Here is a 22,254-nt window from a genome sequence, read left to right on the forward strand (position 1 = left end):
TTTTGTATTTTAATAACCCTCGTCGGCTCAAGAGCTTTGTATGAAAGGCAAGTTTAAAGAAGGTGCGCCGGGGGCATTCTTTTGCTGATTCATCAATTTCCAAAGCTGATGCCGGTATCCTGAGCAGTCAGGATTAATTCACTGTCGAGCGGTACGGCCTTTAATTTTCCGGCGATCTCTTGCAGCGGTACGGCAACAATACGTTCATTTTTAAGCGACACCATGCTTCCGTAATTTTCTTCAACGACCAATTTTGCTGCTTCCGCACCGAACCGTGTGGCAAGGACACGGTCATACGGACATGGGCTTCCACCGCGCTGAAAATGGCCAGGAACGGTTACTCTTGTTTCCTGCTCCGTCATTTTTTCAATTTCATCTGCAAGGCGGTAAGAAATGGATGGATAAGGCATCTTCACCCGTTCCGCCTTAAACTGTTTTTTGCTGAGTCCGGACTCATCTATGGAGATTGCCCCTTCGGCAACAGCCAGTATGGAGAAGCGTTTTCCCTGCTGATTCCTTTTGCGAAGAGATTCCGCGACGCTTTCAATATTGTAAGGCATTTCCGGCATCAGAATGACATCGGCTCCGCCCGCGATGCCTGCATACAGAGTCAGCCAGCCTACTTTATGGCCCATGATTTCCACGATAAAGACCCTGCTGTGCGAGGTCGCGGTAGTGTGAATGCAGTCGATGACGTGAGCCGCGTTTTCGACAGCGCTCTGGAATCCAAAGCTCATGTCCGTTCCCCACAGATCGTTATCGATCGTCTTGGGAAGAGTAATAATGTTCAATCCCTCTTCCCGAAGGAGGTTGGCTGTCTTATGCGTACCGTTGCCGCCCAGAATGATAAGACAGTCTAATCCCCATTTTTTGTAATTTGATTTCATTTTCTTGACTTTATCATCGTTTTCCGTCCGCATCTGTTTGAACGGTTGCCTGGATGTTCCTAGAACGGTTCCCCCCAAAGTCAGAATTCCGGAAAAATCATCCGCGTCCATGCGGCGGCAGATTCCCTCCATCAGGCCTCGGTAACCATCCTGAATGCCATATAATTCTATGTTGCGGCCCATTCGGTTGTAAAGAGATTTCGCAATTCCGCGAAGGGCTGCATTCAGTCCCTGACAGTCGCCTCCACTTGTCAGTAGTCCTATTTTTTTCATGGTTCCGTGATTCCTTTCCGTTTTATTGAGTACGCAGTCTCAGGTGCTGAAACCTCATGATCCATTCGGCAGTGCGCACACTGCTGAGCGATTTTTACGAACTCATCCTGGCAGCTGAGAGGCGTTTTTCCTCTTCTGTCTACTCTGGAATAAGTGCCGTCGGTTTCCATGGTGCGTGCGTTCTCGTTGTCGTTGAGCAGTAAGTCGATTATCTTCATGATTCTGCCTCGAAGATGTTCATCTTCAACAGGGAAGACAAGTTCCACACGGCGGTCCAGATTTCGCTGCATCCAGTCGGCACTCCCGAGAAATACTTTTGTATTTCCGGCGTTTCCAAATACAAAAATGCGGCTGTGTTCCAGCAATCTTCCTACAATGCTTCTTACCGTAATATTTTCACTGAATCCTGCTTTTCCGGGAATCAGGCAGCAAATCCCGCGCACGATCAGGTGAACAGGAACTCCCGCTTCCGACGCCTGATAAAGAAGATCAATGATCTCCGGGTCCACAAGAGAGTTGACCTTGGCGGTAATTCCGCAGGGCAGTGATTTTTTTGCGTTCTCAATCTCGTTTCGGATCATGTGGATAAAAAAAGGGCGAAGGGTTGCCGGAGCAACGATAAATCGATTATATTCAGGGGGACGGGAATAGCCGGTCAAGACATTAAAAAGGGAAGAAGCGTCAACGCCGTATGGTTCCCGGCAGGTGAAAATGCCGATATCCGTATATACTTTCGCCGTTGAATCGTTATAGTTTCCCGTAGCCATGTGGACATACCTTCGGATTCCGTCTTCGTCGCGGCGAACGACAAGCAAAATTTTGCAGTGTGTTTTTAATCCGACAAGCCCGTAAATGACATGGCATCCGGCTTCTTCCAGTTTTTTCGCCCACATAATGTTGTTTTCTTCGTCAAAACGGGCTTTCAGCTCAACCAAAACGGTGACCTGCTTCCCGTTCTCAGCCGCGCGTATCAGCGCCCCAACAATGGGGGAATGTCCGCTGACGCGGTATAGTGTCTGCTTGATCGCGAGGACGTTTTCATCCTCCGCAGCCGTTCGCACAAAATCGATGACCGTTTCAAAGCTTTCATACGGATGATGAACCATGCGGTCCCGTTCGCGGATTGCTTTAAAAATGTCGTCGCAGCCGGCAAAATCACCCGGCGGATAAGCCGGCTGCAGCGGACGGTAGCAGAATTGCTCATATTTCGGCGTCGAGGCAAAGGAGGAGCAGAAAGTCAAATCCAGCGGGCCCGGTATCTCATAAATTTGATGATCTTCAATCTCCAGCATTTCTTTCAGAAACAATTCCGTTTCATAGTCATGTCCCCGAGAAAGTTCAAGTCGAACGGGTTTGCCGCGTTTACGCTTTTTCAGGAATTTCTGTACTTCAATCAGCAGGTCGTCCGAGTCTTCATCAATATCAAGATCCGAGCTTCTGGTTATGCGAAAGGCACAGGCCGAACGGATTTCATTCAGTTCAAACAGTTCCCCCAATTGATAGATAATGACATTCTCAAGAAGAATGTAGTCGTTTCCGCCATCCGACGGAATGTTTAGAAAACGCGTTAAAATACCGGGAACCTGAACCACCGCAAAATAAGATTCGTCTTCGCCTTTCAGGCGGACGGCAATATTCAGGCTGCGGTTCGCGAGCAGCGGAAACGGCCGGCTTCTGTCTACGGCCAAAGGCGTAAGAACGGGGAACAAAATCTTGTCAAAATATTCGGAGATGTATTTTTTCTGACTTTCACTCAACTCGTCAGCTTTCAAAAACCGTATTCCGTTTTTCTTCAGAGCAGGTAAAACAGAGCGGGTAAAGCAGGAATACTGCTTCTCAATAAAGCTGTGAATTTTTTGAGATAGAGTCATAAGCAGTTCAGCAGGCGAATATCCGGAAAGATCGCGGATGAAATAATGGGAATCGACCTGGTCTTCCACACCTGCGACGCGCACCATGAAAAACTCGTCCAGGTTCGAGGCCGTAATGCCGAGAAAACGCATTCGTTCCATAATCGGATTTTCTTTTCGGAAGGATTCTTCCAGCACGCGATAATTAAAATCGACCCAGCTTAATTCCCGATTGATGTACGGGATAACATGTTTTTCTTCTTTTTCACTCAATGGTCACACAACCTTTTCACAGCAGGTTAGATTTTATGGTAAGTTCGGGATTGTAACCGAAAACCTCTTTAAAATACGGCGCACACTGATCAAACGCCCATTGCTCCAAAAAAAGATTCGCGTCGCTCTGGGACGAAATCGTCATCCGGTCCTTTTCCAGCCGGACCTTAATATCGGAGAGCTTTTGTTTCTGCGATTTGTCAAGTGCGTTGGATAACCGGAAGATTGCCACCAGCTTTGAAACGATCAGCCTGTTGTTTTCACTCAGCAGCGCAAAGGTGTGGTTCCGGTGGCTGGGAACGTCGTATTCATTATAGCGTGCAACAAAAGCCGTCAGCAGCATTTCTTCGTCTGTGAGCCCGTAAATATCCGTGTCCTTGATAATATCGAATGAGCTTTGAAGGTGCTGCTTTACCGTGACATAATGTCCGCAGTCATGCAGGATGGAAGCCAGTTCCAAAAGCAGGCGCTCTCTTCTGCCCAGACCGTGCAGGCCCTTCATTTTATCAAAAATTTTACAGGAAAACCCTCTGACACATTCCGTATGCGCTCTGCTGCAATGATAGGAGTCGGAAATTTTCTTTGCGCAGGAGATTGCGCTGACGCGCACATGGTCCTGATATTGCCCCGAGCTTTTCGCAATCAGCATTTGCCGGATTAAAGCGTCCCAAAGCTCCACTTCCGGCGACAGAATTGTTGCGGAATTCGTGTAATGAAGAAGTTTCATTGCGATTGAAAGAGAAGAATACAGCAGTTCCGCCGTTTCTTCGGAAAGATTATATTTGCGGCCGATCCGTTCCTGCGGCATCTTTCGTATTTGTTGGAATAAATCCTTGATTCTCAGGGAATCCAGTTCATATCTCCCGTCCGCCTGCTCAATTCCGCAGATCTTCGCAATCAGTCGAATCCCGCTGCCGGTCAAAATCAGATTATTAGCCTTGCCGTTTTCCAGCGGAATGTTGATATGCCCTAGGATGGAATCTAAGTATTCTTCGACGACGGTATAAAAATCCTCCGTCATATTTTGGATATTTCCAAGCATATCGTGCAGCTTTAAAGACCCCATCGGGATGTTCTGAGAAAAAATCATTTGCTTTCCGTCATACACCGAAAAGCCGATGGTGCCGGCCCCGATATAACAAATCAGAGCGCTTTCGCCCCGTTTGTTTTCAATTTTATTCAAATAATTTAAAATTTCCCAATAAATCAGGGTCTTTTCCTGATCATCCTCAAGAACTTCAATTTGCAATCCGTTTTGAATTTTAAGCTGGTCGATAATGAACGATCGGTTTTCCGCTTCTCTCAGAGCCGTCGTTGCAACCGCTCTGTAGTCCGTTACGCCATACCCGTTCAAAACGTCTTCATAACCGTGCAGCAGGGAGGACAATTCGCGCAGGCTTTCAAAGCTGATCTTTCCGTCCGTAAAAACTTCATGGCCAAGGTGCAGCGGGTATTCGAGAGTCTCGAGATCATCAATTTTTCCTTTTTTCAGCTGAGAAATTCGCATCTTCAGAGCATTAGAGTCTATGTCGAGGACAGCGGCAAGTTTGGGGCTTTTTTTGCGGTTCAATCAATCACCTTCCTTCGGATTTACCAATAGAATACTATATTATAAGAATAACAAGTTTGATCGAGTTTTTCTACCTTTTTCTCGATGTTTTCAAGATATAAGTTTGCCAGCGGCAGAAATTGCATGACTTTTGCCAACGCAATATGTTATACTGTTATCATTCCCAATCATAGTGATACAAAGAAGGTATATTGATTTATGCGTAGAAAAAAACATTCCGCGTCCCGGCGGACGGCGGTCATATCCGTTGCAGTAATATTGTGCGCCGCGGTTGCCGTAGCAGCCGCGGTTTATTCCGGACAAGTTCCGGGCTTCAACCGTGCCCGGTCGTCGTCCTCCGCAGTGCCATCATCATCCGTATCCTCCTCAGCGGCATCAGAAGTCTCTTCCTCCAAACCGGTTCAAAAGCCGGTTTCCATTACGATTCTGGGTGCCGGGGACGATTTGATTCACAGCTCTGTGTACAACCATGCCAAAAAGCTGGCGGGAGGAAAAGGTTACGATTTTGACCCGATGTATCAACGTGTCGCCGGCACCATACGAAACGCCGACGTCGCGGTGATTAATCAGGAATCTGTTTTGGCGTCAAAGGTTGCGCCGATTTCAGGTTATCCTCTTTTTAATTCACCGACCGAAGTTGGGGACGAGTTGGTCCATTTAGGGTTCGACGTCGTGAATCAGGCGAACAACCATCTGCTGGATATGGGCGAGAAAGGAATCAAGGCAACGCTTGATTACTGGGATACCCAGCCGGTCAAGGTCGTCGGGGCCTATCGAAATGATGAGGACCTTCAGAATATACGGATTGTGGAAGCAAAAGGGATTAAAACGGCCCATATCGGAATCACGGAAATGACCAACGGTTTGTACCTGCCGAAAGGATCAAATTACAGGATCATTTACGCGAGCGATACGGAATTAATCAAAAGCCTGATTCAAAAAGCGAAAAGCATGGCCGATGTTGTCGTAATATCCGTCCATTGGGGAACGGAAGACACTTATACCCTGACGGACAAGCAGAAAAAGCTGGCGCAGGATATGGTTGACTGGGGCGCTGATATTATATTCGGAAACCACCCGCATGTGGTGCAAAAGCTCACTTTGCTCACGAGAGCGTCGGATGGGGCAAAATGTCCTGTGATTTTCGCAATGGGAAATTTCATTTCCGGGCAGCTCTATGGCAGAAACATGGTCAGCGGTCTCCTGACCGTGACAATGACAAAAAACTTTGAAACAGGAAAAACAACATACTCCAGTATGAAATTTGAGCCGATTGTCACGCACTATGAAACCAGATTTGAGAATCTTGCGATTTACCCGCTGAGCGAATATACGGACGCGCTGGCAAAGAAACACAGCATCCGGAAACGGACTCCGGAATTCAGCAAGCAGTTCATACAGGATATTATTGACCGGAATATTCCAAAGGAATATCAGGCGGAATCTTGACAGAACCTGATTCCCGTGATATACTGTAAATAAATGAATCAGTCTTCGGGGCGAGGTGAAATTCCTCACCGGCGGTAAAGCGGCAGTAAGCCGACAAGCCCGCGAGCGGAAACGCAGATTTTGGTTGAATTCCAAAGCCGACGGTAAAGTCCGGATGGAAGAAGAAAAGCGTTTTTTAACGTTTATTCCGTCCCGCATTTTTGCGGGACTTTTTTTTATTTCATCCGTTGACCCTGCCGAGCATCCGGGATGATTTTTTAAGAAAAAGGTTCAGGGCGGGGCGAACTTCCCCACCGGCGGTAAAACGGCAAAAGCCGATCAGCCCGCGAGCGGCAGTCAGCCGCAGATTTCGGTTCGATTCCGAAGCCGACGGTAAAGTCCGGATGAAAGAAGAGGAGAAAATTAGATGAATTCTATGGATTATGAAAAAGCAGGCAAGAGACAGGGATTAAAGCTGGATGCCAGGAGTATCGCGCAGATCGGCGTTCTTTCGGGAATCGCTTTCGTACTGATGATGTTTGAGTTTCCGCTTTGGTTTGCTCCGGCATTTTACCGGCTTGACTTCAGTGAACTACCGGTCCTGATCGGAGCCTTTGCAATGGGTCCTGCGGCCGGGGTGCTGATTGAGCTGATCAAGGTATTGCTTTATATGCTGATTCACGGCAGTTCTACTGCGGGCGTGGGCGACCTTGCCAATTTTTTAATCGGAAGTTCCATGGTGATTCCCAGCGCGGTCATTTATCAGCATCATAAATCAAGGCGGTATGCGATTGTCGGCTTAATTACCGGAACGCTGGCACTGATTGTAGTCGGCAGCCTGATGAATGCCTATGTGCTTCTTCCTGTTTATGCGGCTGCTTTTCACATGCCGATGAATGCATTAATCAGTATGGGCTCCGCTGTTAACCCATCGATTCAGGGACTTACGACCTTTATTATGCTGGCCGTAGCACCGTTTAACCTGTTTAAAGGAGTTACCGTTTCCTGCCTGACCATGCTGCTGTATAAAAAAGTCAGTCCCATTTTACACAACAGGATCGGCAAATGACATAGAATAGGATGAACCGGGTATTTTACGGTTAACGCTTTACAACTTCCGCGGCCTGTGCTATAATCTGATTATTAAAAATGAATAGGTCCTTATCAAGAGTGACGGAGGGAACAGGCCCTGTGATGTCCGACAACCTGCTTTTAAGAAAGTAAGGTGCCAAATCCTGCGGGAAAGCCGAAAGATGAGGTGGATTAATACCGTCCGGTTTTCCGGACGGTATTTTTTTATTTTTCAGCAATGGCCGCAGGCCAGCTGAGGAAAGTCAGGAGGAAACAAATATATGTCAAAACATTTTTTTACGTCTGAATCCGTAACGGAAGGTCACCCCGATAAAATGTGTGACCAGATTGCGGACGCCGTTTTGGACGCAATCATAGCCCAGGACCCGGTGGCGCATGTTGCGTGTGAGGTTACGGCGACGACAGGGATCATTCATGTCATGGGAGAAATTTCGACAAACTGTTATGTGGATATTGCTTCCATTGCAAGGGACGTCGTCAAGGATATCGGATATAATAACCCGGATTGCGGCTTTGACGGAAACACCTGCGGGGTATTAACTTCGATCGACGTGCAGTCGCCGGACATCGCCATGGGTGTAGACCGCTCCTACGAAGCAAAAAACGGTGCAACGGATGAATACGACCTGATCGGAGCGGGAGACCAGGGGCTTATGTTCGGCTATGCCTGCGATGAAACCCCCGAACTGATGCCGCTTCCCATTTCACTTGCTCACAAGCTGGCCAGACGGCTGAGCGAAGTGAGAAAAACCGGACTGATTCCTTACCTGAGGCCGGATGGCAAAACTCAGGTTACTGTGGAATACGAGGAAGACAGGCCTGTCCGTGTAGACACGGTTGTGGTGTCGGCTCAGCATAGCCCGGATGTCACCTTGGAACAGATTCGCGGCGATGTAATGAAACATGTGATTCAGGCGGTTGTTCCGCAGCAGTGGCTTGACGAAAAAACAAAGTATTATGTCAATCCAACCGGAAGGTTTGTAATCGGCGGACCGGTCGGAGACAGCGGGCTGACCGGAAGAAAAATCATTGTTGACACCTACGGCGGATATGCCCGTCACGGTGGCGGCGCATTTTCCGGGAAAGACCCGACGAAAGTCGACCGCTCCGCGTCCTATGCCGCCCGCTACATCGCCAAAAACCTTGTCGCGGCGGGAGTAGCCAAAAAATGCGAGGTGCAGCTCGCCTATGCGATCGGTGTTGCCAGGCCGGTTTCCGTACGCGTCGACACGTTCGGAACTTCACCTTACACGGGAGAAGAACTTTCCGATGCGGTTGAAAAGACATTTGATTTAAGACCCGGTGCGATCATCCGGGATTTGGACCTCCGGCGCCCCATTTTCCGCTCTGTCTCCAATTACGGCCATATGGGCCGAGAGGACCTCGGCGTTTCCTGGGAAAAATGCGATCGTGTGGATGCACTGAAAGCCGTATTGAAAAAATAATCAAAATTCCGCCCCGGCACATAGAATGTGTTGGGGTGGTTTTTATGTTTGAAATTATTTTCAAAATTGTTTTCGTGCTGTTTGCCATTCTTGGAATTGTGGAAGCGTTCCGGATGTTTTTATTCTGGCTGCTGAAAACAAAAAATCCGGGTAGATTTTTTCTGATTGTTTCCATGAGCGGGCATGATGAAGAAGCGGAATTGGTTTTAAGAAGTGCCTGCGAGCGGATTAAATGGTTTCCGGACAGTACAGCGCAGCTTCTGGCCGTCGATTGTGGTATGGACGAAGAGACCAGACGAATCTGTGAAATTGCTTGCTACGAACTGCCGGAAATCCAGCTCTGCCGGCCGGATGAAGTACAAAATATCCTTTGCCGTTAATATTTGCAAATACATATCGGATCGTTTATACTAGAGATATTACAACGCGAACAAGAGGGAACTGGATGGCGGAAACAGGGCTTCTGGAAATGACCGGAACGGTGGAACAGATTATTTTTCGAAACGAAAAAAACGGATACGCCGTTGTTGAAATCAATAACGGCGAAGAACTGATTACGGCGGTGGGGAATTTGCCGTTTGTCGGTGCCGGCGAAGAATTGCATGTCGTTGGAAACTGGATTACCAGCCAGAATTATGGGGAGCAGTTTCATGTGGAGGCGTTTGAGCGTTCCAAACCGGCCAATGAAGCGGCTATGCTGAAATATCTCTCCTCCGGCGCCGTAAAGGGGATCGGACCGTCTACGGCGAAAAAAATAGTGGAGCTTTTTGGCGGTACTGCGCTGGAGGTCATGGAAAACGAGCCGGAACGCCTTTGCTCCGTTCGGGGCATTACGAAGCCAAAGGCGGAAAAAATCTGTGAAGAGGTAAAAAGGCTCGGCGGAATCAGGCAGATGATGGTACAGCTCGGCGGATATGGAATTTCTCCCGAGGAGGCCGTGCGCGTCTGGAAATATTACGGCGCGCAGTCAGTAGACCGCGTCAGAGAAAATCCATACTGCCTCTGCGAGGACGGCGTGAGCATCGGTTTTGACCGGGCCGACCGGATTGCCGCGTCGCTGGAACGTCCTCAGGACGACATCTGCCGTGTTCGTGCTGGTATCCTTTACGTGATCAAACACAACATGGGAAACGGACATACCTGTTTACCTGCGGACAAGCTGACCTCGGCCGCAGCCCGCCTGCTGGGAGTGGAACAGAGCCTGACCCGCGACGTCCTTGAGGATTTAAAAGCGGATACATCCGTTGTTTCCTGTACTTTTCGGGACAGGGAATTTATTTTTCTTCCGAGTCTTTATCACTCTGAGGTTTATTCTGCGGAACGGATTAAAATGCTGCTCCGCTTTCCGGCTCCGTCGGTCACAGGAGTTGACGACAGGATTGCGGAGGTTGAAAGGGAATTTGGAATTCAGTACGCCGAAGGGCAAAAGCAGGCTGTGCGAGAGGCTTTGTCCAAAGGAATTCTGATTCTGACCGGCGGCCCGGGTACCGGAAAAACAACGACGCTGAACGCGATCATCCGTTTGCTGGAGCGCAGCGGTGAGAAGGTTTTGCTTGCGGCGCCGACCGGCAGGGCGGCGAAACGGATGTCGGAGCTGACAGGCAGGGAAGCCAAAACCATTCATCGGCTTTTACAGGTGGAGTGGGACGAAGAGGACAGGCCCGTCTTTGCCCGGAATGAAAAAAATCTGCTTGAGTGCGACGCGCTGGTCATCGATGAGCTTTCCATGGTTGACACCGCCCTTTTTGAAGCCCTTTTAAGGGCGCTTCCGCTTGGGCGCAGGCTGATTCTTGTCGGCGACAGCGACCAGCTTCCTTCCGTAGGGCCGGGGAATGTGATCGGAGATCTGATTGCTTCCGGGCTTCTGCCCGTCGTGCAGCTTCGGCAGGTTTTCCGGCAATCCATGCAGAGTCTGATTGTAAGAAACGCTCACCGGATTGTTTCCGGGGAAATGCCGGAACTCGACATCAGAAATGAAGACTTTTTCTTTTTGAAATGCGCTGTTCCGGCAAACATCGGCGCAACCATTGTTGATTTATGCAACCGCCGGCTTCCGGAAAGCTACGGCTTTTCTTCTCTGACAGAGATACAGGTACTTTCGCCGTCACGAAAAGGGGAGCTTGGAACAACGGAATTGAATAAAAAACTTCAGTTGGCAATCAATCCGCCGGACGGCCGAAAGACGGAAATCCGGATAAACGGTTCACTTTTTCGCGAGGGCGACAAAGTTATGCAGATTCGCAACGACTATAATCTGCCGTGGAACCGCTTGGACGGTTCGGTAGGAGAGGGAGTATTTAACGGCGACCTTGGTATTATTCAGTCGATAGACCGCCGAGCTTCTGTGATCACAGTGCGCATGGACGACCGAATTGTCGCTTACAAGTCTGAGACTGCGGCTGAACTGGAACTTGCCTATGCGATGACGGTACACAAAAGCCAGGGCAATGAATTTCCTGCGGTAGTCATTCCGATGTACCGGGGCGCGCCTCAGCTTGCTTACCGAAATCTGCTCTATACTGCGGTGACCCGAGCAAAGTCTCTGCTGATCCTTGTCGGTACGCCCGAAACGGTTCGTTCTATGGTTGAAAACAACCGCAAAACCAGACGGTACACGGGATTGGCCTATCTTTTAACCGGGGGCGGGGAGGATGAAATTTAAAAAAATAATTTTATTTTGCCTTGAACTGATCTTTCCGCCGCATTGTGTTTTCTGCGACAAAATCGTTGCGCCGGGAACAAAAGTTTGTCAGGGCTGCTCCAGTGCAATCAAGCCGGTCAGCGCGATGCGCTGCATGAATCTTTCCGGTGGCGGACAGAATATTCCATGTGCCGTCCTTTACTCCTACGAGGATCAGGTTCGTGATTCGATCATTCGTTTCAAGTTTTACGGAGAAAAAAGCAATGCGGAATTTTATGCGGATCAGCTTTCTGAATTGATTGGGAGCCGAATGAACGCATCTTCCTTTGATGTGGTGACGGCGGTTCCGATTTCCCGCGAACGAAAAAAAGGCCGCGGATATAATCAGTCCGAGCTGATTGCAAGAAAAATCGCTGAAAAACTGAATCTTCCTTATCGGGAATGCCTTGAGAAAATTCGCGATAATCCTGAACAGCATCTGCTTCCGCGCACGGAGCGAATGAAAAACGTCAAGGGGATTTACCGCGCCGACAAAGATTTGGCCGCCGGGAACAGCATATTACTGATAGACGATATTGTAACAACAGGCTCAACCCTTTGTGAATGCGCCGGGGTCCTTCTGGAAAGCGGAGCAGAAGCGGTTTCGTGTGCCGCAATCGCGCAGGTTGAAAGGTCCCCTTGTTGAAATTGAACGTATTTTATTTTATAATAAGCGAGTGAATTTAGTCCGCATTTGCTTTCAAATGTGTGTTTTTATAAGAAATGGATGTGATTATGTGCTGGGAACCGACCTTGCGATCGACCTTGGTACGTCTACGACAAAAATCTATCTTGACGGTAAGGGAATTGTTCTGAACGAGCCTTCCGCTGCGGCGGTTAATGTTGAAACAAGTGAGGTTGTTGCAACCGGAAAAGAAGCCTACACGATGATTGGGCGGACTTCTGATAAAATTAATGTCTGCCTGCCATTGGAGGGCGGAGTGATTTCAAATTTTGACCTGGCCCAGTACCTGATCGGAACATACTTAAAAAAGATCAATCAGAGCCGCGTTGTAATGCCGCGCGTCGTGGTCAGCGTCCCCTGCAAAATAACGGAAGTGGAAAAACGAGCGGTTGTCGATGCAATCAGTTCTTCCGGCGTGAGAAAAATCTGTCTGATCGAAGAGCCTGTGGCCGCGGCGCTGGGGGCGGGAGTGGACATTTCAGAGCCACACGGAACCCTTGTTGTCGACATCGGCGGCGGAACAACGGATATGGCGGTGCTTTCACTCAGCGGCATTGCGATTTCCCGCTCCGTCAAAGTGGCCGGCAATGCTTTCAATGAAGCGATTATCAAATACATCAGGAGAAAATACAACCTGATTATCGGGCGGCGCATGGCTGAAAACGCCAAGCTGGCAATCGGGTGTGTTTATCCCAGAAAAGATGTTTCAACATTTCGGGTGAAGGGCCGCAACGCGATGACCGGACTGCCGCAGTGGGCAGATATTACGAGTGACGAGATTCTGGAGGCTTTAATCGACAGCGTCATGCAGGTGATTCGCGTCATTCAGGAAATGCTGGAAAAGACCCCTCCGGAATTGGTCGGGGACGTCTATTCCGACGGGATGATTCTAACGGGCGGTTCCGCACAGCTGTTTGGCTTCGACAGTCTGATTTCCAAGAAGGCAAAAATGCCGGTGCATATTGCCGGCGATCCTCAGAACTGCGTCGCGGTGGGCGCCGGAAAGGCGATCCGCTTTATCGATGACATCGAGAATAAATCCTATGGAATTCTGAATCCGCTGAGCGCGGCTTACTAAGCTGAAGGGATCAAAAAACGCCGCTGCAATCATACAGCGGCGTTCAAAATTAATTTTATTTACTCATCATATAGTTTATAAACATCAACTCATCTTCTGGGTTTTCTACACTTAATTCCGCCGATACAGTCGAGTTTTTTGTTTTTTCAAGCAGAGCCCGCACGCCGTAGAGTTGACATAGCTTGCTTTTCAGATTCAGTTTGTTTCCATCATCCGTCACCAGATAAACATTTCCTTTGGACTGGTCCAGCAATTCAATTAATTTAATCACGTCGATATCATATAATTTCATATTTTATAACCTCCTGTCCTTATTACTTTATTTCATTATACGATGTCATTTTGAAAAAAACAATGCTTTTTCCGGTAATATCATTTTTGGCACGCGGAACAGAGGGATATTCCGATGCATCCCTGTAAAATTTACACATTGTTAATTAAATGTCGGTGCGGGGTAGAGTAAAATAAGATTGAACTTGTGGCGATTTCAATAGAAATAAGGATGATCTTTTTTGTTTGGTTATGTGAAACCGCAGAAATCGGAACTTCTTGTACGGGAACTTGAAGCGTATAACGGAATTTACTGCTCGCTTTGCAAGATTCTCGGTAAAAAATACGGGATTGCTGCAAGGCTCGCTTTGAATTATGACTGTACTTTTTACGCGCTTGTTTTAATTTCAGCTTCTTCCAATCCGATTCCAAAATTAGTAAAGGGAAGATGTGTGGTTAACCCGCTCAAGCAATGCGCATTCTGCGAAAAAGCCGGGCTGGAATTTGAACAGGCTTCTGCTCTTACGATAATATTATTGTATCATAAGCTGAAAGACGATATTTTTGATTCGAAAGGTTTCAAAAAGTATCTGCGCATTTTTGTTCTGCCGATTGTCAGACATGCCTATCGCAAGGCGGCAGCCGATTATCCGGGACTTGGTGAAATTATATCGGAGGCAATGGACCGGCAGCGTGAGATTGAACATAGGGATTCGCCCGGACTGGATTCCTGTGCGGAACCGACGGCACGGATGATGGAACGCGTTATGGAGTTCTCGTCAGGGGAAGATCCGTCCACGCCGAAATCACGCGTTTTGAATCGGTTCGGCTATTATATTGGCCGCTGGATTTACTTTATGGACGCAGCGGACGACCTGAGCGACGATCTCAAAGAAGGCACGTTTAACCCGCTTGCGATCCGGTTTCATCTGAATGGCGAAAGCGATCCCGAGAATATCCGAAAAGCGAGGGCTTATGCAAATGAGGTTTTAAACCAGACGCTGTCGCAGCTTGGCGCAGCTTACAATTTGATGGAAATGAATTCAATGGGTTCTATTGTCCGGAATGTCGTTTTTCTGGGCCTGCCGCAGATGCAGAAGGAACTGTTGTTTAAAAAGGAGAAAACGAATGCCTGATCCTTACAGAGTTCTTGGAGTATCGCCGAACGCAACGGATGACGAAATAAAAAGCGCCTACCGGGAACTTGCGAAAAAATATCATCCGGATAATTATGCGGACAGTCCGCTGGCCGATCTTGCCGGAGAAAAAATGAAAGAAATCAACGAGGCATACGACCAGATTATCAAAGAACGCAGGCAGCGAAAAAACGGCGGTCAAAGCGGATACGCGGGGTACTCAGGAACTGAAGGCTATTCAGGCCGGAGTACGGGATTTTATGACGTACGCAACCTGATTAATTCCGGAAGAATCGCGGATGCCGAACAGATTCTGGACGGAGTTCCGTTGGAAAGCCGGAATGCAGAATGGTTCTTTTTGAAGGGCACCGTTCTTTACAGACGCGGATGGCTGGATGAAGCCTATAACGATTTTGCAAACGCCTGCCGGATGGATCCTTCCAACGCAGAGTACCGTGCGGCTTTTAACCAGGTAACGAATCAGCGTAACGGCATGTTCGGCGGATACAATCCCAATGTCCCGCAATACGGAGGGGTTGGCGGTTGCGATCTGTGCACATCTCTGTGCCTTGCGAACCTTTGCTGTAACTGCTTTGGCGGAAGCGTTTACCCTTGCTGCTGATCCATTCGTTTTTTTTGGAGGAAGATTGAGTTGAACCACAGTCTACGACTGGCTTTTTGCTCTGTGGTAGCTGCACTCGGCACCGCGGTGATGATTCTGACCGGAATGATCCCGGTTGGAACCTATGCGCTTCCTGCTTTTGCGGGGATACTGATGATTTCCGTTGTGGCTGAAGCCGGAACCGGCTGGGCTTTCAGCGTCTATACGGTGCAGTCCATTCTTTCCGTGCTTCTTGCTGCGGATAAGGAGGCCGTCTTATTTTTTGTCTTGTTTTTCGGGTATTATCCGATTCTCAAGTCTTTATTGGAAAATCATTTACGCAGGATAGAGTTCCAGACGGCCGTGAAATTGATTGTATTCAATGCTGCCGCCGTACTGGATTTTTGTCTGTCGGTTGCTTTTCTGAGCGTACCCAAAGAGAGCTTTTCGATTTTCGGCTATTATCTTCCTTGGCTGTTCCTGGTTGCCGGAAACGTAGTTTTCCTGATTTATGATTACGCCGTTTCGCTCCTGGTAATCACATACTTCAGCAGGATACATCCAATGATAAAAAAACTGTTCCGGTCAAAATAGGCTTACCTTGTCCTTCCTGCGGAAGTTTTACTTGATTTTTAACGACTGCGGAATTAAAATAAGGATTGGACCGGAAATCAATATCCGGCCACTCTTTTTGATGAAAAAAGAGTCCCCCGGCTCAAAATGCTCTGGGCGGGCCGTCCGGGACAAATGCAGAGAAAAGGCGGAGTTGGAATGGATAATTTACTTGCGGTAAGAATTCAGAACAAGGTTGACAGTTTTTCAAAAGGTCAAAAGCGTATCGCAGCATATATAGAAGAACATTATGATAAAGTCGCGTTTATGACGGCCTCCAAGCTGGGAGCCACCGTGGGGGTCAGTGAATCGACGGTTGTGCGTTTTGCCACCCAGATCGGCTATGCGGGATATCCGCAGCTTCAGCAGGCGATACAGGAAATGATCCGGAATAAGCTGACCTCCTTTCAGCGTATGGAGGTTACGACGGAACGGATAGGAAATTCAGATGTTCTTGATTTTGTATTTAATCAGGATATCGACGTAATACGCCGTACGATGGAGGAAACAAATCACGACAGCTTTTACAAAGCCGTAGATTCCATTGTGGCGTCCAGAAAGATCTATATCCTGGCGGCACGAAGCGCGTTGGCGCTTGGGACTTTTCTTTCTTATTACCTGAACCTGTTGTTCGAAAATGTTCTGTTGGTTCAGGCTACGAGCGAAGGCGAAATTTTTGAGCAGATGATCCGGGTTGATGAAAGCGACACAGTCATTGGGATCAGCTTTCCGCGTTATTCCAGAAAAATCGCGAAAGCGATGAATTTTGCGCATGACAGGGGTGCCAAAGTGATAGGGATTACAGACAGTTCCCTTTCGCCGGTTGCTCAGGCGTCCGACTGTGTATTGCTTGCCAGAAGCGAAATTGCTTCCATTGTGGATTCGCTCTGTGCGCCGCTCAGCCTGATCAATGCGCTGATTGTCGCGACTTCCCTGAAAAAGTCTGAAGAGTCTAAAAAAATCTTTCAGAATCTCGAAGATATCTGGGACGCTTACGGCGTTTATGAAAAGGTGGATGACAGCTCGAATTGAAGTTTGATGTTTTAGTAATCGGCGCGGGAGCCGCAGGGATGATGGCGGCGGGGACAGCAGCCCAGAGGGGCCTAAGGGTCTGCCTGCTGGAAAAAAATCAGAAACCGGGCAGAAAGATCGGAATTACCGGCAAGGGAAGATGTAATCTCACGAATCATTGCAGCGTGCCGGAGTTCATCGCTTCCGTACCGACAAACGGCCGCTTTTTATACGGCGCGGCTTCTCGGTTTTCTCCGTATGATACCATGAGCTTTTTTGAAAATTTGGGCGTGCCGCTCAAAACTGAGCGCGGGAACCGGGTTTTTCCCCAGTCCGACAAAGCTGCCGATGTCGTCGGGGCATTGGAGCGGTTTGTCAAAGCATCGGGCGCTCAAATGATAAACAGAGAAGCAAAACAGCTTTTGATTTCAGACGGCCGTATTCAGGGAGTAAGCCTGAAGGACGGCAGCCAAATTTCTGCGCAGAGTGTGGTAGTTTGCTGCGGCGGAAAATCATATCCCGCAACCGGTTCAACAGGGGACGGGTATCTTTTTGCAAGGCAAGCGGGACATACCGTGACGCGGCTTCGGCCTTCACTGGTTCCGCTTGTTGTTCAGGGCACGGATTGCAAAGAAATGATGGGGCTGTCTCTAAAAAATATTTCAATCAGCGTTAAAGATCTGAAATCCGGCAAAATCATCTATGAAGATTTCGGCGAACTGCTGTTTACCCATTTCGGGCTTTCCGGCCCTGTTATCCTCAGTGCCAGCGCTCATCTTCGCGATATGTCGCCGGGCCGTTACCGTATTGCGATCGATTTAAAGCCCGCTCTCAGTCCGGAGAAGCTGGATGCCCGCCTGGTTCGGGAGTTCAGAGAAAATCAGAACCGGGATTTTGAAAATTCACTTTCCTCTTTATTGCCAAGAGCGATGATCCCCGTGGCGGTTCGCAGGTCCGGGATAGAACCTCACATCAAATGTAATCTGATTACCAGGGAAATACGCCATGATTTTGCTTTCCTGCTGAAATCCTTTTCATTTTCGATCGACGCTTTTCGTCCGATTGAAGAGGCTGTGGTCACATCGGGAGGGGTTTCTGTTCGGGAGGTTGACCCGAAGACGATGCAGTCCAAGCTGATAAAGGGCTTGTATTTTGCAGGCGAAGTTTTGGATGTGGACGCCTATACCGGCGGATACAATCTGCAGATTGCGTTTTCTACCGGCCGGCTGGCCGGAAATTCCGTACCAGTTAGGGGGATCATAGATGATTGCTGTTGCGATTGACGGACCGGCCGGGGCGGGGAAGAGTACGGTAGCCAGGCGGGCGGCTAAAATTCTTGGATTTGTTTACGTTGATACGGGAGCTTTGTACCGTGCGATTGGTCTATACATGATTAATCACGGGATAGCGCCGGTCAATCGGGAAGCCGTTTGCGCCGCGCTTTCAAACGTGTCTGTTTCCCTTGATTTTCAGGATGGAGAGCAGAAAGTGTTTCTTTGCGGCAGCGACGTAACGCCGGAAATCCGTGCTGAAGAGGTTTCCAACGCCGCTTCTGCGGTTTCAGCGATCCCGGAGGTACGGCAATTTTTATTTTCCATGCAAAGGGCTCTTGCCGCCGAGCGAAATGTCGTAATGGACGGCCGCGATATCGGCACAGTGGTTCTTCCGAGTGCTCAGGTCAAAATATTTCTTACCGCTTCACCGGAAGAACGGGCGCAAAGAAGATACAGAGAATTGCTGCAAAAAGGTAAAAAGGCGGAATACTCCGAGGTTTTAAAGGATATGATTCAGCGTGACTATCAGGATTCACACCGCGAGGTTGCTCCGCTGATTCCCGCGAAAGATTCCGTGCAGATTGACACAACCGGGAATACATTGGAGCAGTCGGTCAATCGGGTCGTCGATGTGATACGCTCCGGCTTGAAAATCTGAATGAAAATTGGTGAAAGAATGAAACGGACTCCTCTTTATTCTTTTTTAAGAATCTTTATGCCTTGGTTTTTTCGCAGTTTAATGCCGATTCGGATTCGAAACGCGGAAAATTTGCCGAAAGACGGAAAGGCGATTCTTTGCTGCAACCATATGAGCATGACGGACCCACTTCGGCTCGCCTACAGTCAAAAACGCCAGATCTATTTTATGGCGAAAGAAGAATTATTTCATATTAAATTGCTTGCACCGATCATCAAATCATTGGGAGCTTTTCCCGTTTCAAGGGGAAAAGGAGATAAAACGGCAATTTATACGGCCAGGGATATTCTGGACACCGACCGGATTCTGGGGATCTTTATCGAGGGAACCCGTACGAGGGACGGAAATTTTCTGCACCCGAAATCCGGTGCGGTCATGCTGGCGCACAGTTGCCATGCTCCGGTTGTTCCGTGCTGCATTACACCTAAAAAAGGCAGAATGCCAAGGCTGTTTCATTCATGCTATGTTTCATATGGGGCCCCTATTTCAGAGGAAGAGCTTGGAATCATAAACGGTACTCCGTCGGAATTACGGAATGCAAGCAAGCTGGTTATGGCCAGAATTGCGGAACTGAGGGAGGCGGATCTCGGGAAATCCGGAGGATGAAAATGAATCGGTTTTCCGGGGTGATATCATGAAAATTAAAGTGGCAAAATCCGCCGGGTTTTGTTTCGGCGTGGACCGTGCAGTACAAACGGTGTGCAGACTGCTTGATGAGGGGATGCAGGTTTGCACTCTGGGCCCGATCATTCATAATCCACAAACACTGAGCCGGTTTGAGCAGCGCGGAGTAAAAATCGTGAATTCGCCTGCGGAAGTCCCGGAAGGCGCAACTCTGGTGGTTCGTTCCCATGGAGTTTCCGGTGACACTCTGGATGAAATTGCAAAACGTGGAATTGAGTGCTGCAATGCCACTTGCCCTTTCGTGCAAAAAATTCAAAATATTGTGGCTTATGCGTCAAATGAGGGGAAAACTGTTCTTGTTGCCGGAGATGCGGAACACCCGGAGATCAAAGGGATCATAGGTCATTGCAGCGGCCGCTGCCTGGTTTTTAAAAATGCCGACGAGCTGAGAGAAATCATTGACCGGGAAACCGTAAGGCCCGAAGAGCCCGTTTGTGTAGTATCGCAGACAACTTTCAGTGTGAATGAATGGGAAAATTGTTTGGAAATCATCAAAAGGGTATATACAAATGCCGCAGTTTTTGATACAATATGTAATGCAACTGCGATACGCCAGTCTGAAGCGGCTGAACTGTCGCGGCAGTGCGACGCAATGATTATTATAGGCGGCAAACAGAGTTCCAATACCGCCAAGCTTTTTGAATTGTGCAAAAAGAACTGCGCCGCCTATCTTGTCGAATCTGCGGACGAGCTTCCGCTGCCGGCCCTGAGTCGGGCTGGATGCATTGGCATTACTGCGGGCGCGTCGACGCCGGCAAGCATTATAAAGGAGGTACTTGATACCATGTCAGAAATCAACCAGGGTGCCGGTCCCAAAGAAAATAATACCGAGGGAAGCTTTGAGGAAATGCTCGAAGAGTCTCTCAAAAGTTTAAATACAGATGAGAAGGTTCACGGTGTCGTTGTCGGAGTAACGCCAAGCGAAGTTCTGGTAGACGTAGGCAGAAAACAGGCCGGATATATTCCCGCTTCCGAACTTTCGGCTGATCCGAATGTAAAACCTGAAGATCTGGTGAAAATCGGAGATGAGTTGGATCTTCTCATTATGCGTACAAACGATCAGGAAGGAACGATCATGCTTTCCAAAAAGCGCCTGGATGCCACAAAGGGTTGGGAGAAGATCGATGCGGCGGAAGAGGATCAGTCTGTTTTGGATGGCGTTGTCACTGAGATTATCAAGGGCGGTTTAATTGCCGTTACAAACGGAGTGCGCGTTTTCATTCCCGCGTCTCAGGCAACGGCGTCCCGTACGGATCCGATTGAGGCTCTTTTGAAAAAAGAAGTTAAGTTCCGCATTATCGAAGTAAACCGCAGCCGTAAGCGTGCCGTCGGGTCCATTCGTTCTGTTTTGAAAGATGAACGCAAGGCTCAGGCCGATAAATTCTGGGAAACCGCTGAAGTGGGAAAAGAATATAACGGCGTTGTTAAATCCCTGACTTCTTATGGTGCTTTTGTCGATTTGGGCGGCATCGACGGAATGATTCACATTTCCGAACTTTCCTGGTCCAGAATTAAACATCCTTCCGAAGTAGTGAATGTTGGCGACAATGTAACGGTTTATATTAAGGGTTTGGATCAGGAGAAGGGCAAAATCTCTCTCGGCTATAAAAAGCCGGAGGATAATCCGTGGGAAATCCTGAAAAACGAATATCCGGTCGGAAGTGTGGCTGAGGTAAAAGTAGTCGGTATGACGACGTTCGGCGCGTTTGCTCAGGTTATTCCTGGGATCGACGGCTTGATTCATATCTCTCAGATCGCCGATCACCGGATCGAAAAGCCGCAGGATGTTCTGAAGATCAATGATATGGTGAAGGTTAAGATTACGGATATTGATTTTGACAAGCATCGCGTCAGTCTTTCCATCCGCGCTCTGTTGGAGCCGGAAGAGGAGTCTGAAAAGCCCGCGGAACCCGCCGGGGATGAAACGGCTGAATAATCAAACGATTCAACAATAATAACGGGCACAAAGATTCGCAAGTATCTTTGTGCCCGTTTCATTCACATAATAATTCCTCCTTGTATATTATGCAGTAATATACTTTGGGAGGTGCGTCCCATGAGGCGGAGAAGACGGAGCCAGATGCCCGCCAGAGGAAGACTCATTCTTTTTCTGTTTGTTTTTTTGGCGTTCATACTGATTTTCAATAGCCAGATCAGGCCGGTCATAGAGTCTATTACGGCAAACGAGGCGAAAATCAAGTCCGTGAACACGATTAACAATGCGGTAATGGAAGAGCTGAATCGGGACAACATATCTTATGACGACCTGATTACGGTTCAGCGCGGCAGCGACGGTCAGGTTTTGGCCATTACGACCAATATGGTGAAAATGAATGAGCTCAAGGCGAAAATCATAGAGAATATTCAGGATAAGTTAAACAATGATACATATTCTACCGTATGGGTCCCATTGGGTACTTTATTCGGCGGCGACTTTTTTCACGGAAAAGGTCCCAAAATTGCGCTGAAGGCGTCGCTTTCCGGCAACGTGACGGCCGAATTCAACAGCGAACTGACTTCGGCGGGAATCAATCAGACAAAGCATCAGATTTATCTGGACATCAATACGAGTATCTATTCCTTCTTGCCCGGATTTGATGCGACAACAGATGTCAAAACAAATATTCTGGTTGCGGAAACGGTCGTCGTTGGCTCTGTGCCGCAGGTGGTTGCAAATTGGGACTGAAATTCGCAGGAGGCGGAAAGCT

General features: G+C 48.4%; 20 protein-coding genes and 3 riboswitches. Of the genes, 16 read left to right on the forward strand and 4 right to left on the reverse strand.

Annotated elements, in window-relative coordinates:
* Window positions 1-92 precede the first annotated feature (92 nt).
* The 3 genes from ACLQ3M_RS05735 to ACLQ3M_RS05745 are packed head-to-tail and all read right to left on the reverse strand — an operon-like array spanning window position 93 to window position 4,853.
* Complete coding sequence (locus ACLQ3M_RS05735; RefSeq protein ID WP_411676736.1) at window positions 93-1,160, reverse strand: 6-phosphofructokinase; 1,068 nt, start codon at window positions 1,158-1,160, stop codon at window positions 93-95.
* Complete coding sequence (locus ACLQ3M_RS05740) at window positions 1,157-3,283, reverse strand: RNA degradosome polyphosphate kinase (RefSeq protein ID WP_411676737.1); 2,127 nt, start codon at window positions 3,281-3,283, stop codon at window positions 1,157-1,159. Before ACLQ3M_RS05740 ends, ACLQ3M_RS05735 begins: the two co-directional genes overlap by 4 nt.
* A gap of 16 nt (window positions 3,284-3,299) precedes the next feature.
* A complete protein-coding gene (locus ACLQ3M_RS05745) occupies window positions 3,300-4,853 on the reverse strand; it encodes a phosphatase (protein ID WP_411676738.1) in 1,554 nt (517 codons plus the stop codon).
* A 198-nt stretch (window positions 4,854-5,051) separates the two neighbouring features.
* Here ACLQ3M_RS05745 and ACLQ3M_RS05750 point away from each other — a divergent pair, with 198 nt between their 5' ends.
* The 7 genes from ACLQ3M_RS05750 to ACLQ3M_RS05780 all read left to right on the forward strand — a co-directional run bounded on the left by ACLQ3M_RS05750 (window position 5,052) and on the right by ACLQ3M_RS05780 (window position 13,261).
* A complete protein-coding gene (locus ACLQ3M_RS05750; protein WP_411676739.1) occupies window positions 5,052-6,302 on the forward strand; it encodes a CapA family protein in 1,251 nt (416 codons plus the stop codon).
* Window positions 6,303-6,339: 37 nt separating this feature from the next.
* Window positions 6,340-6,472: riboswitch (FMN riboswitch) on the forward strand.
* A 92-nt stretch (window positions 6,473-6,564) separates the two neighbouring features.
* Window positions 6,565-6,696: riboswitch (FMN riboswitch) on the forward strand.
* A gap of 12 nt (window positions 6,697-6,708) precedes the next feature.
* A complete protein-coding gene (locus ACLQ3M_RS05755) occupies window positions 6,709-7,350 on the forward strand; it encodes an ECF transporter S component (protein WP_411676740.1) in 642 nt (213 codons plus the stop codon).
* An 89-nt stretch (window positions 7,351-7,439) separates the two neighbouring features.
* A riboswitch (SAM riboswitch) is annotated at window positions 7,440-7,541 on the forward strand.
* Window positions 7,542-7,633: 92 nt separating this feature from the next.
* Entirely contained in the window at window positions 7,634-8,818 is a 1,185-nt protein-coding gene (gene metK, locus ACLQ3M_RS05760; RefSeq protein ID WP_411676742.1) for a methionine adenosyltransferase, read from the forward strand.
* A gap of 44 nt (window positions 8,819-8,862) precedes the next feature.
* The gene (locus tag ACLQ3M_RS05765; RefSeq protein WP_411676743.1) at window positions 8,863-9,198 is read left to right on the forward strand and encodes a hypothetical protein; all 336 of its coding nucleotides are present in this window, start codon (window positions 8,863-8,865) and stop codon (window positions 9,196-9,198) included.
* Between the two features lie 65 nt (window positions 9,199-9,263).
* A complete protein-coding gene (locus tag ACLQ3M_RS05770; RefSeq protein WP_411676744.1) occupies window positions 9,264-11,480 on the forward strand; it encodes an ATP-dependent RecD-like DNA helicase in 2,217 nt (738 codons plus the stop codon).
* Window positions 11,470-12,144: a ComF family protein gene (locus ACLQ3M_RS05775; RefSeq protein WP_411676745.1), complete on the forward strand. Its 675-nt coding sequence runs from the start codon at window positions 11,470-11,472 to the stop codon at window positions 12,142-12,144. Before ACLQ3M_RS05770 ends, ACLQ3M_RS05775 begins: the two co-directional genes overlap by 11 nt.
* 91 nt (window positions 12,145-12,235) lie before the next feature.
* A complete protein-coding gene (locus ACLQ3M_RS05780) occupies window positions 12,236-13,261 on the forward strand; it encodes a rod shape-determining protein (RefSeq protein WP_411676746.1) in 1,026 nt (341 codons plus the stop codon).
* Between the two features lie 55 nt (window positions 13,262-13,316).
* On the opposite strand, the gene ACLQ3M_RS05785 is transcribed toward ACLQ3M_RS05780, so the two are convergent.
* Window positions 13,317-13,553, reverse strand: a complete 237-nt coding sequence (locus ACLQ3M_RS05785) for a hypothetical protein (RefSeq protein WP_066644175.1) — start codon at window positions 13,551-13,553, stop codon at window positions 13,317-13,319.
* Between the two features lie 220 nt (window positions 13,554-13,773).
* Here ACLQ3M_RS05785 and ACLQ3M_RS05790 point away from each other — a divergent pair, with 220 nt between their 5' ends.
* From ACLQ3M_RS05790 to yunB, 9 genes are all read left to right on the forward strand, one after another.
* Window positions 13,774-14,667, forward strand: a complete 894-nt coding sequence (locus ACLQ3M_RS05790) for a DUF5685 family protein (RefSeq protein WP_411676747.1) — start codon at window positions 13,774-13,776, stop codon at window positions 14,665-14,667.
* A complete protein-coding gene (locus ACLQ3M_RS05795; protein ID WP_411676748.1) occupies window positions 14,660-15,289 on the forward strand; it encodes a J domain-containing protein in 630 nt (209 codons plus the stop codon). Before ACLQ3M_RS05790 ends, ACLQ3M_RS05795 begins: the two co-directional genes overlap by 8 nt.
* Before the next feature lie 30 nt (window positions 15,290-15,319).
* Window positions 15,320-15,862: a hypothetical protein gene (locus ACLQ3M_RS05800; RefSeq protein WP_411676749.1), complete on the forward strand. Its 543-nt coding sequence runs from the start codon at window positions 15,320-15,322 to the stop codon at window positions 15,860-15,862.
* Window positions 15,863-16,039: 177 nt separating this feature from the next.
* The gene (locus tag ACLQ3M_RS05805; protein ID WP_156991435.1) at window positions 16,040-16,912 is read left to right on the forward strand and encodes a MurR/RpiR family transcriptional regulator; all 873 of its coding nucleotides are present in this window, start codon (window positions 16,040-16,042) and stop codon (window positions 16,910-16,912) included.
* A complete protein-coding gene (locus ACLQ3M_RS05810; RefSeq protein WP_411676750.1) occupies window positions 16,909-18,174 on the forward strand; it encodes an NAD(P)/FAD-dependent oxidoreductase in 1,266 nt (421 codons plus the stop codon). Before ACLQ3M_RS05805 ends, ACLQ3M_RS05810 begins: the two co-directional genes overlap by 4 nt.
* The gene (cmk, locus tag ACLQ3M_RS05815) at window positions 18,155-18,823 is read left to right on the forward strand and encodes a (d)CMP kinase (RefSeq protein ID WP_411676751.1); all 669 of its coding nucleotides are present in this window, start codon (window positions 18,155-18,157) and stop codon (window positions 18,821-18,823) included. Before ACLQ3M_RS05810 ends, cmk begins: the two co-directional genes overlap by 20 nt.
* 57 nt (window positions 18,824-18,880) lie before the next feature.
* Window positions 18,881-19,468: a lysophospholipid acyltransferase family protein gene (locus ACLQ3M_RS05820; protein WP_411676752.1), complete on the forward strand. Its 588-nt coding sequence runs from the start codon at window positions 18,881-18,883 to the stop codon at window positions 19,466-19,468.
* A 28-nt stretch (window positions 19,469-19,496) separates the two neighbouring features.
* Window positions 19,497-21,482 carry a bifunctional 4-hydroxy-3-methylbut-2-enyl diphosphate reductase/30S ribosomal protein S1 gene (locus ACLQ3M_RS05825; protein WP_411676753.1) on the forward strand — a complete coding sequence of 662 codons (1,986 nt, stop codon included), beginning with the start codon at window positions 19,497-19,499 and terminating at the stop codon, window positions 21,480-21,482.
* 120 nt (window positions 21,483-21,602) lie between these two features.
* The gene (yunB, locus tag ACLQ3M_RS05830) at window positions 21,603-22,232 is read left to right on the forward strand and encodes a sporulation protein YunB (RefSeq protein ID WP_411676754.1); all 630 of its coding nucleotides are present in this window, start codon (window positions 21,603-21,605) and stop codon (window positions 22,230-22,232) included.
* Window positions 22,233-22,254 lie beyond the last annotated feature (22 nt).

This window comes from Caproicibacter sp. (assembly GCF_046707225.1).
Taxonomy (GTDB): domain Bacteria; phylum Bacillota; class Clostridia; order Oscillospirales; family Acutalibacteraceae; genus Caproicibacter.

Coding starts and splice junctions, on each gene's coding strand:
- ACLQ3M_RS05735 (WP_411676736.1), bottom strand. CDS start 1,160: ATGAAAAAAATAGGACTACTGACAAGTGGAGGCGACTGTCAGGGACTG.
- ACLQ3M_RS05750 (WP_411676739.1), top strand. CDS start 5,052: ATGCGTAGAAAAAAACATTCCGCGTCCCGGCGGACGGCGGTCATATCC.
- ACLQ3M_RS05755 (WP_411676740.1), top strand. CDS start 6,709: ATGAATTCTATGGATTATGAAAAAGCAGGCAAGAGACAGGGATTAAAG.
- metK (WP_411676742.1), top strand. CDS start 7,634: ATGTCAAAACATTTTTTTACGTCTGAATCCGTAACGGAAGGTCACCCC.
- ACLQ3M_RS05765 (WP_411676743.1), top strand. CDS start 8,863: ATGTTTGAAATTATTTTCAAAATTGTTTTCGTGCTGTTTGCCATTCTT.
- ACLQ3M_RS05770 (WP_411676744.1), top strand. CDS start 9,264: ATGGCGGAAACAGGGCTTCTGGAAATGACCGGAACGGTGGAACAGATT.
- ACLQ3M_RS05775 (WP_411676745.1), top strand. CDS start 11,470: ATGAAATTTAAAAAAATAATTTTATTTTGCCTTGAACTGATCTTTCCG.
- ACLQ3M_RS05785 (WP_066644175.1), bottom strand. CDS start 13,553: ATGAAATTATATGATATCGACGTGATTAAATTAATTGAATTGCTGGAC.
- ACLQ3M_RS05795 (WP_411676748.1), top strand. CDS start 14,660: ATGCCTGATCCTTACAGAGTTCTTGGAGTATCGCCGAACGCAACGGAT.
- ACLQ3M_RS05805 (WP_156991435.1), top strand. CDS start 16,040: ATGGATAATTTACTTGCGGTAAGAATTCAGAACAAGGTTGACAGTTTT.
- cmk (WP_411676751.1), top strand. CDS start 18,155: ATGATTGCTGTTGCGATTGACGGACCGGCCGGGGCGGGGAAGAGTACG.
- ACLQ3M_RS05820 (WP_411676752.1), top strand. CDS start 18,881: ATGCCTTGGTTTTTTCGCAGTTTAATGCCGATTCGGATTCGAAACGCG.
- ACLQ3M_RS05825 (WP_411676753.1), top strand. CDS start 19,497: ATGAAAATTAAAGTGGCAAAATCCGCCGGGTTTTGTTTCGGCGTGGAC.
- yunB (WP_411676754.1), top strand. CDS start 21,603: ATGAGGCGGAGAAGACGGAGCCAGATGCCCGCCAGAGGAAGACTCATT.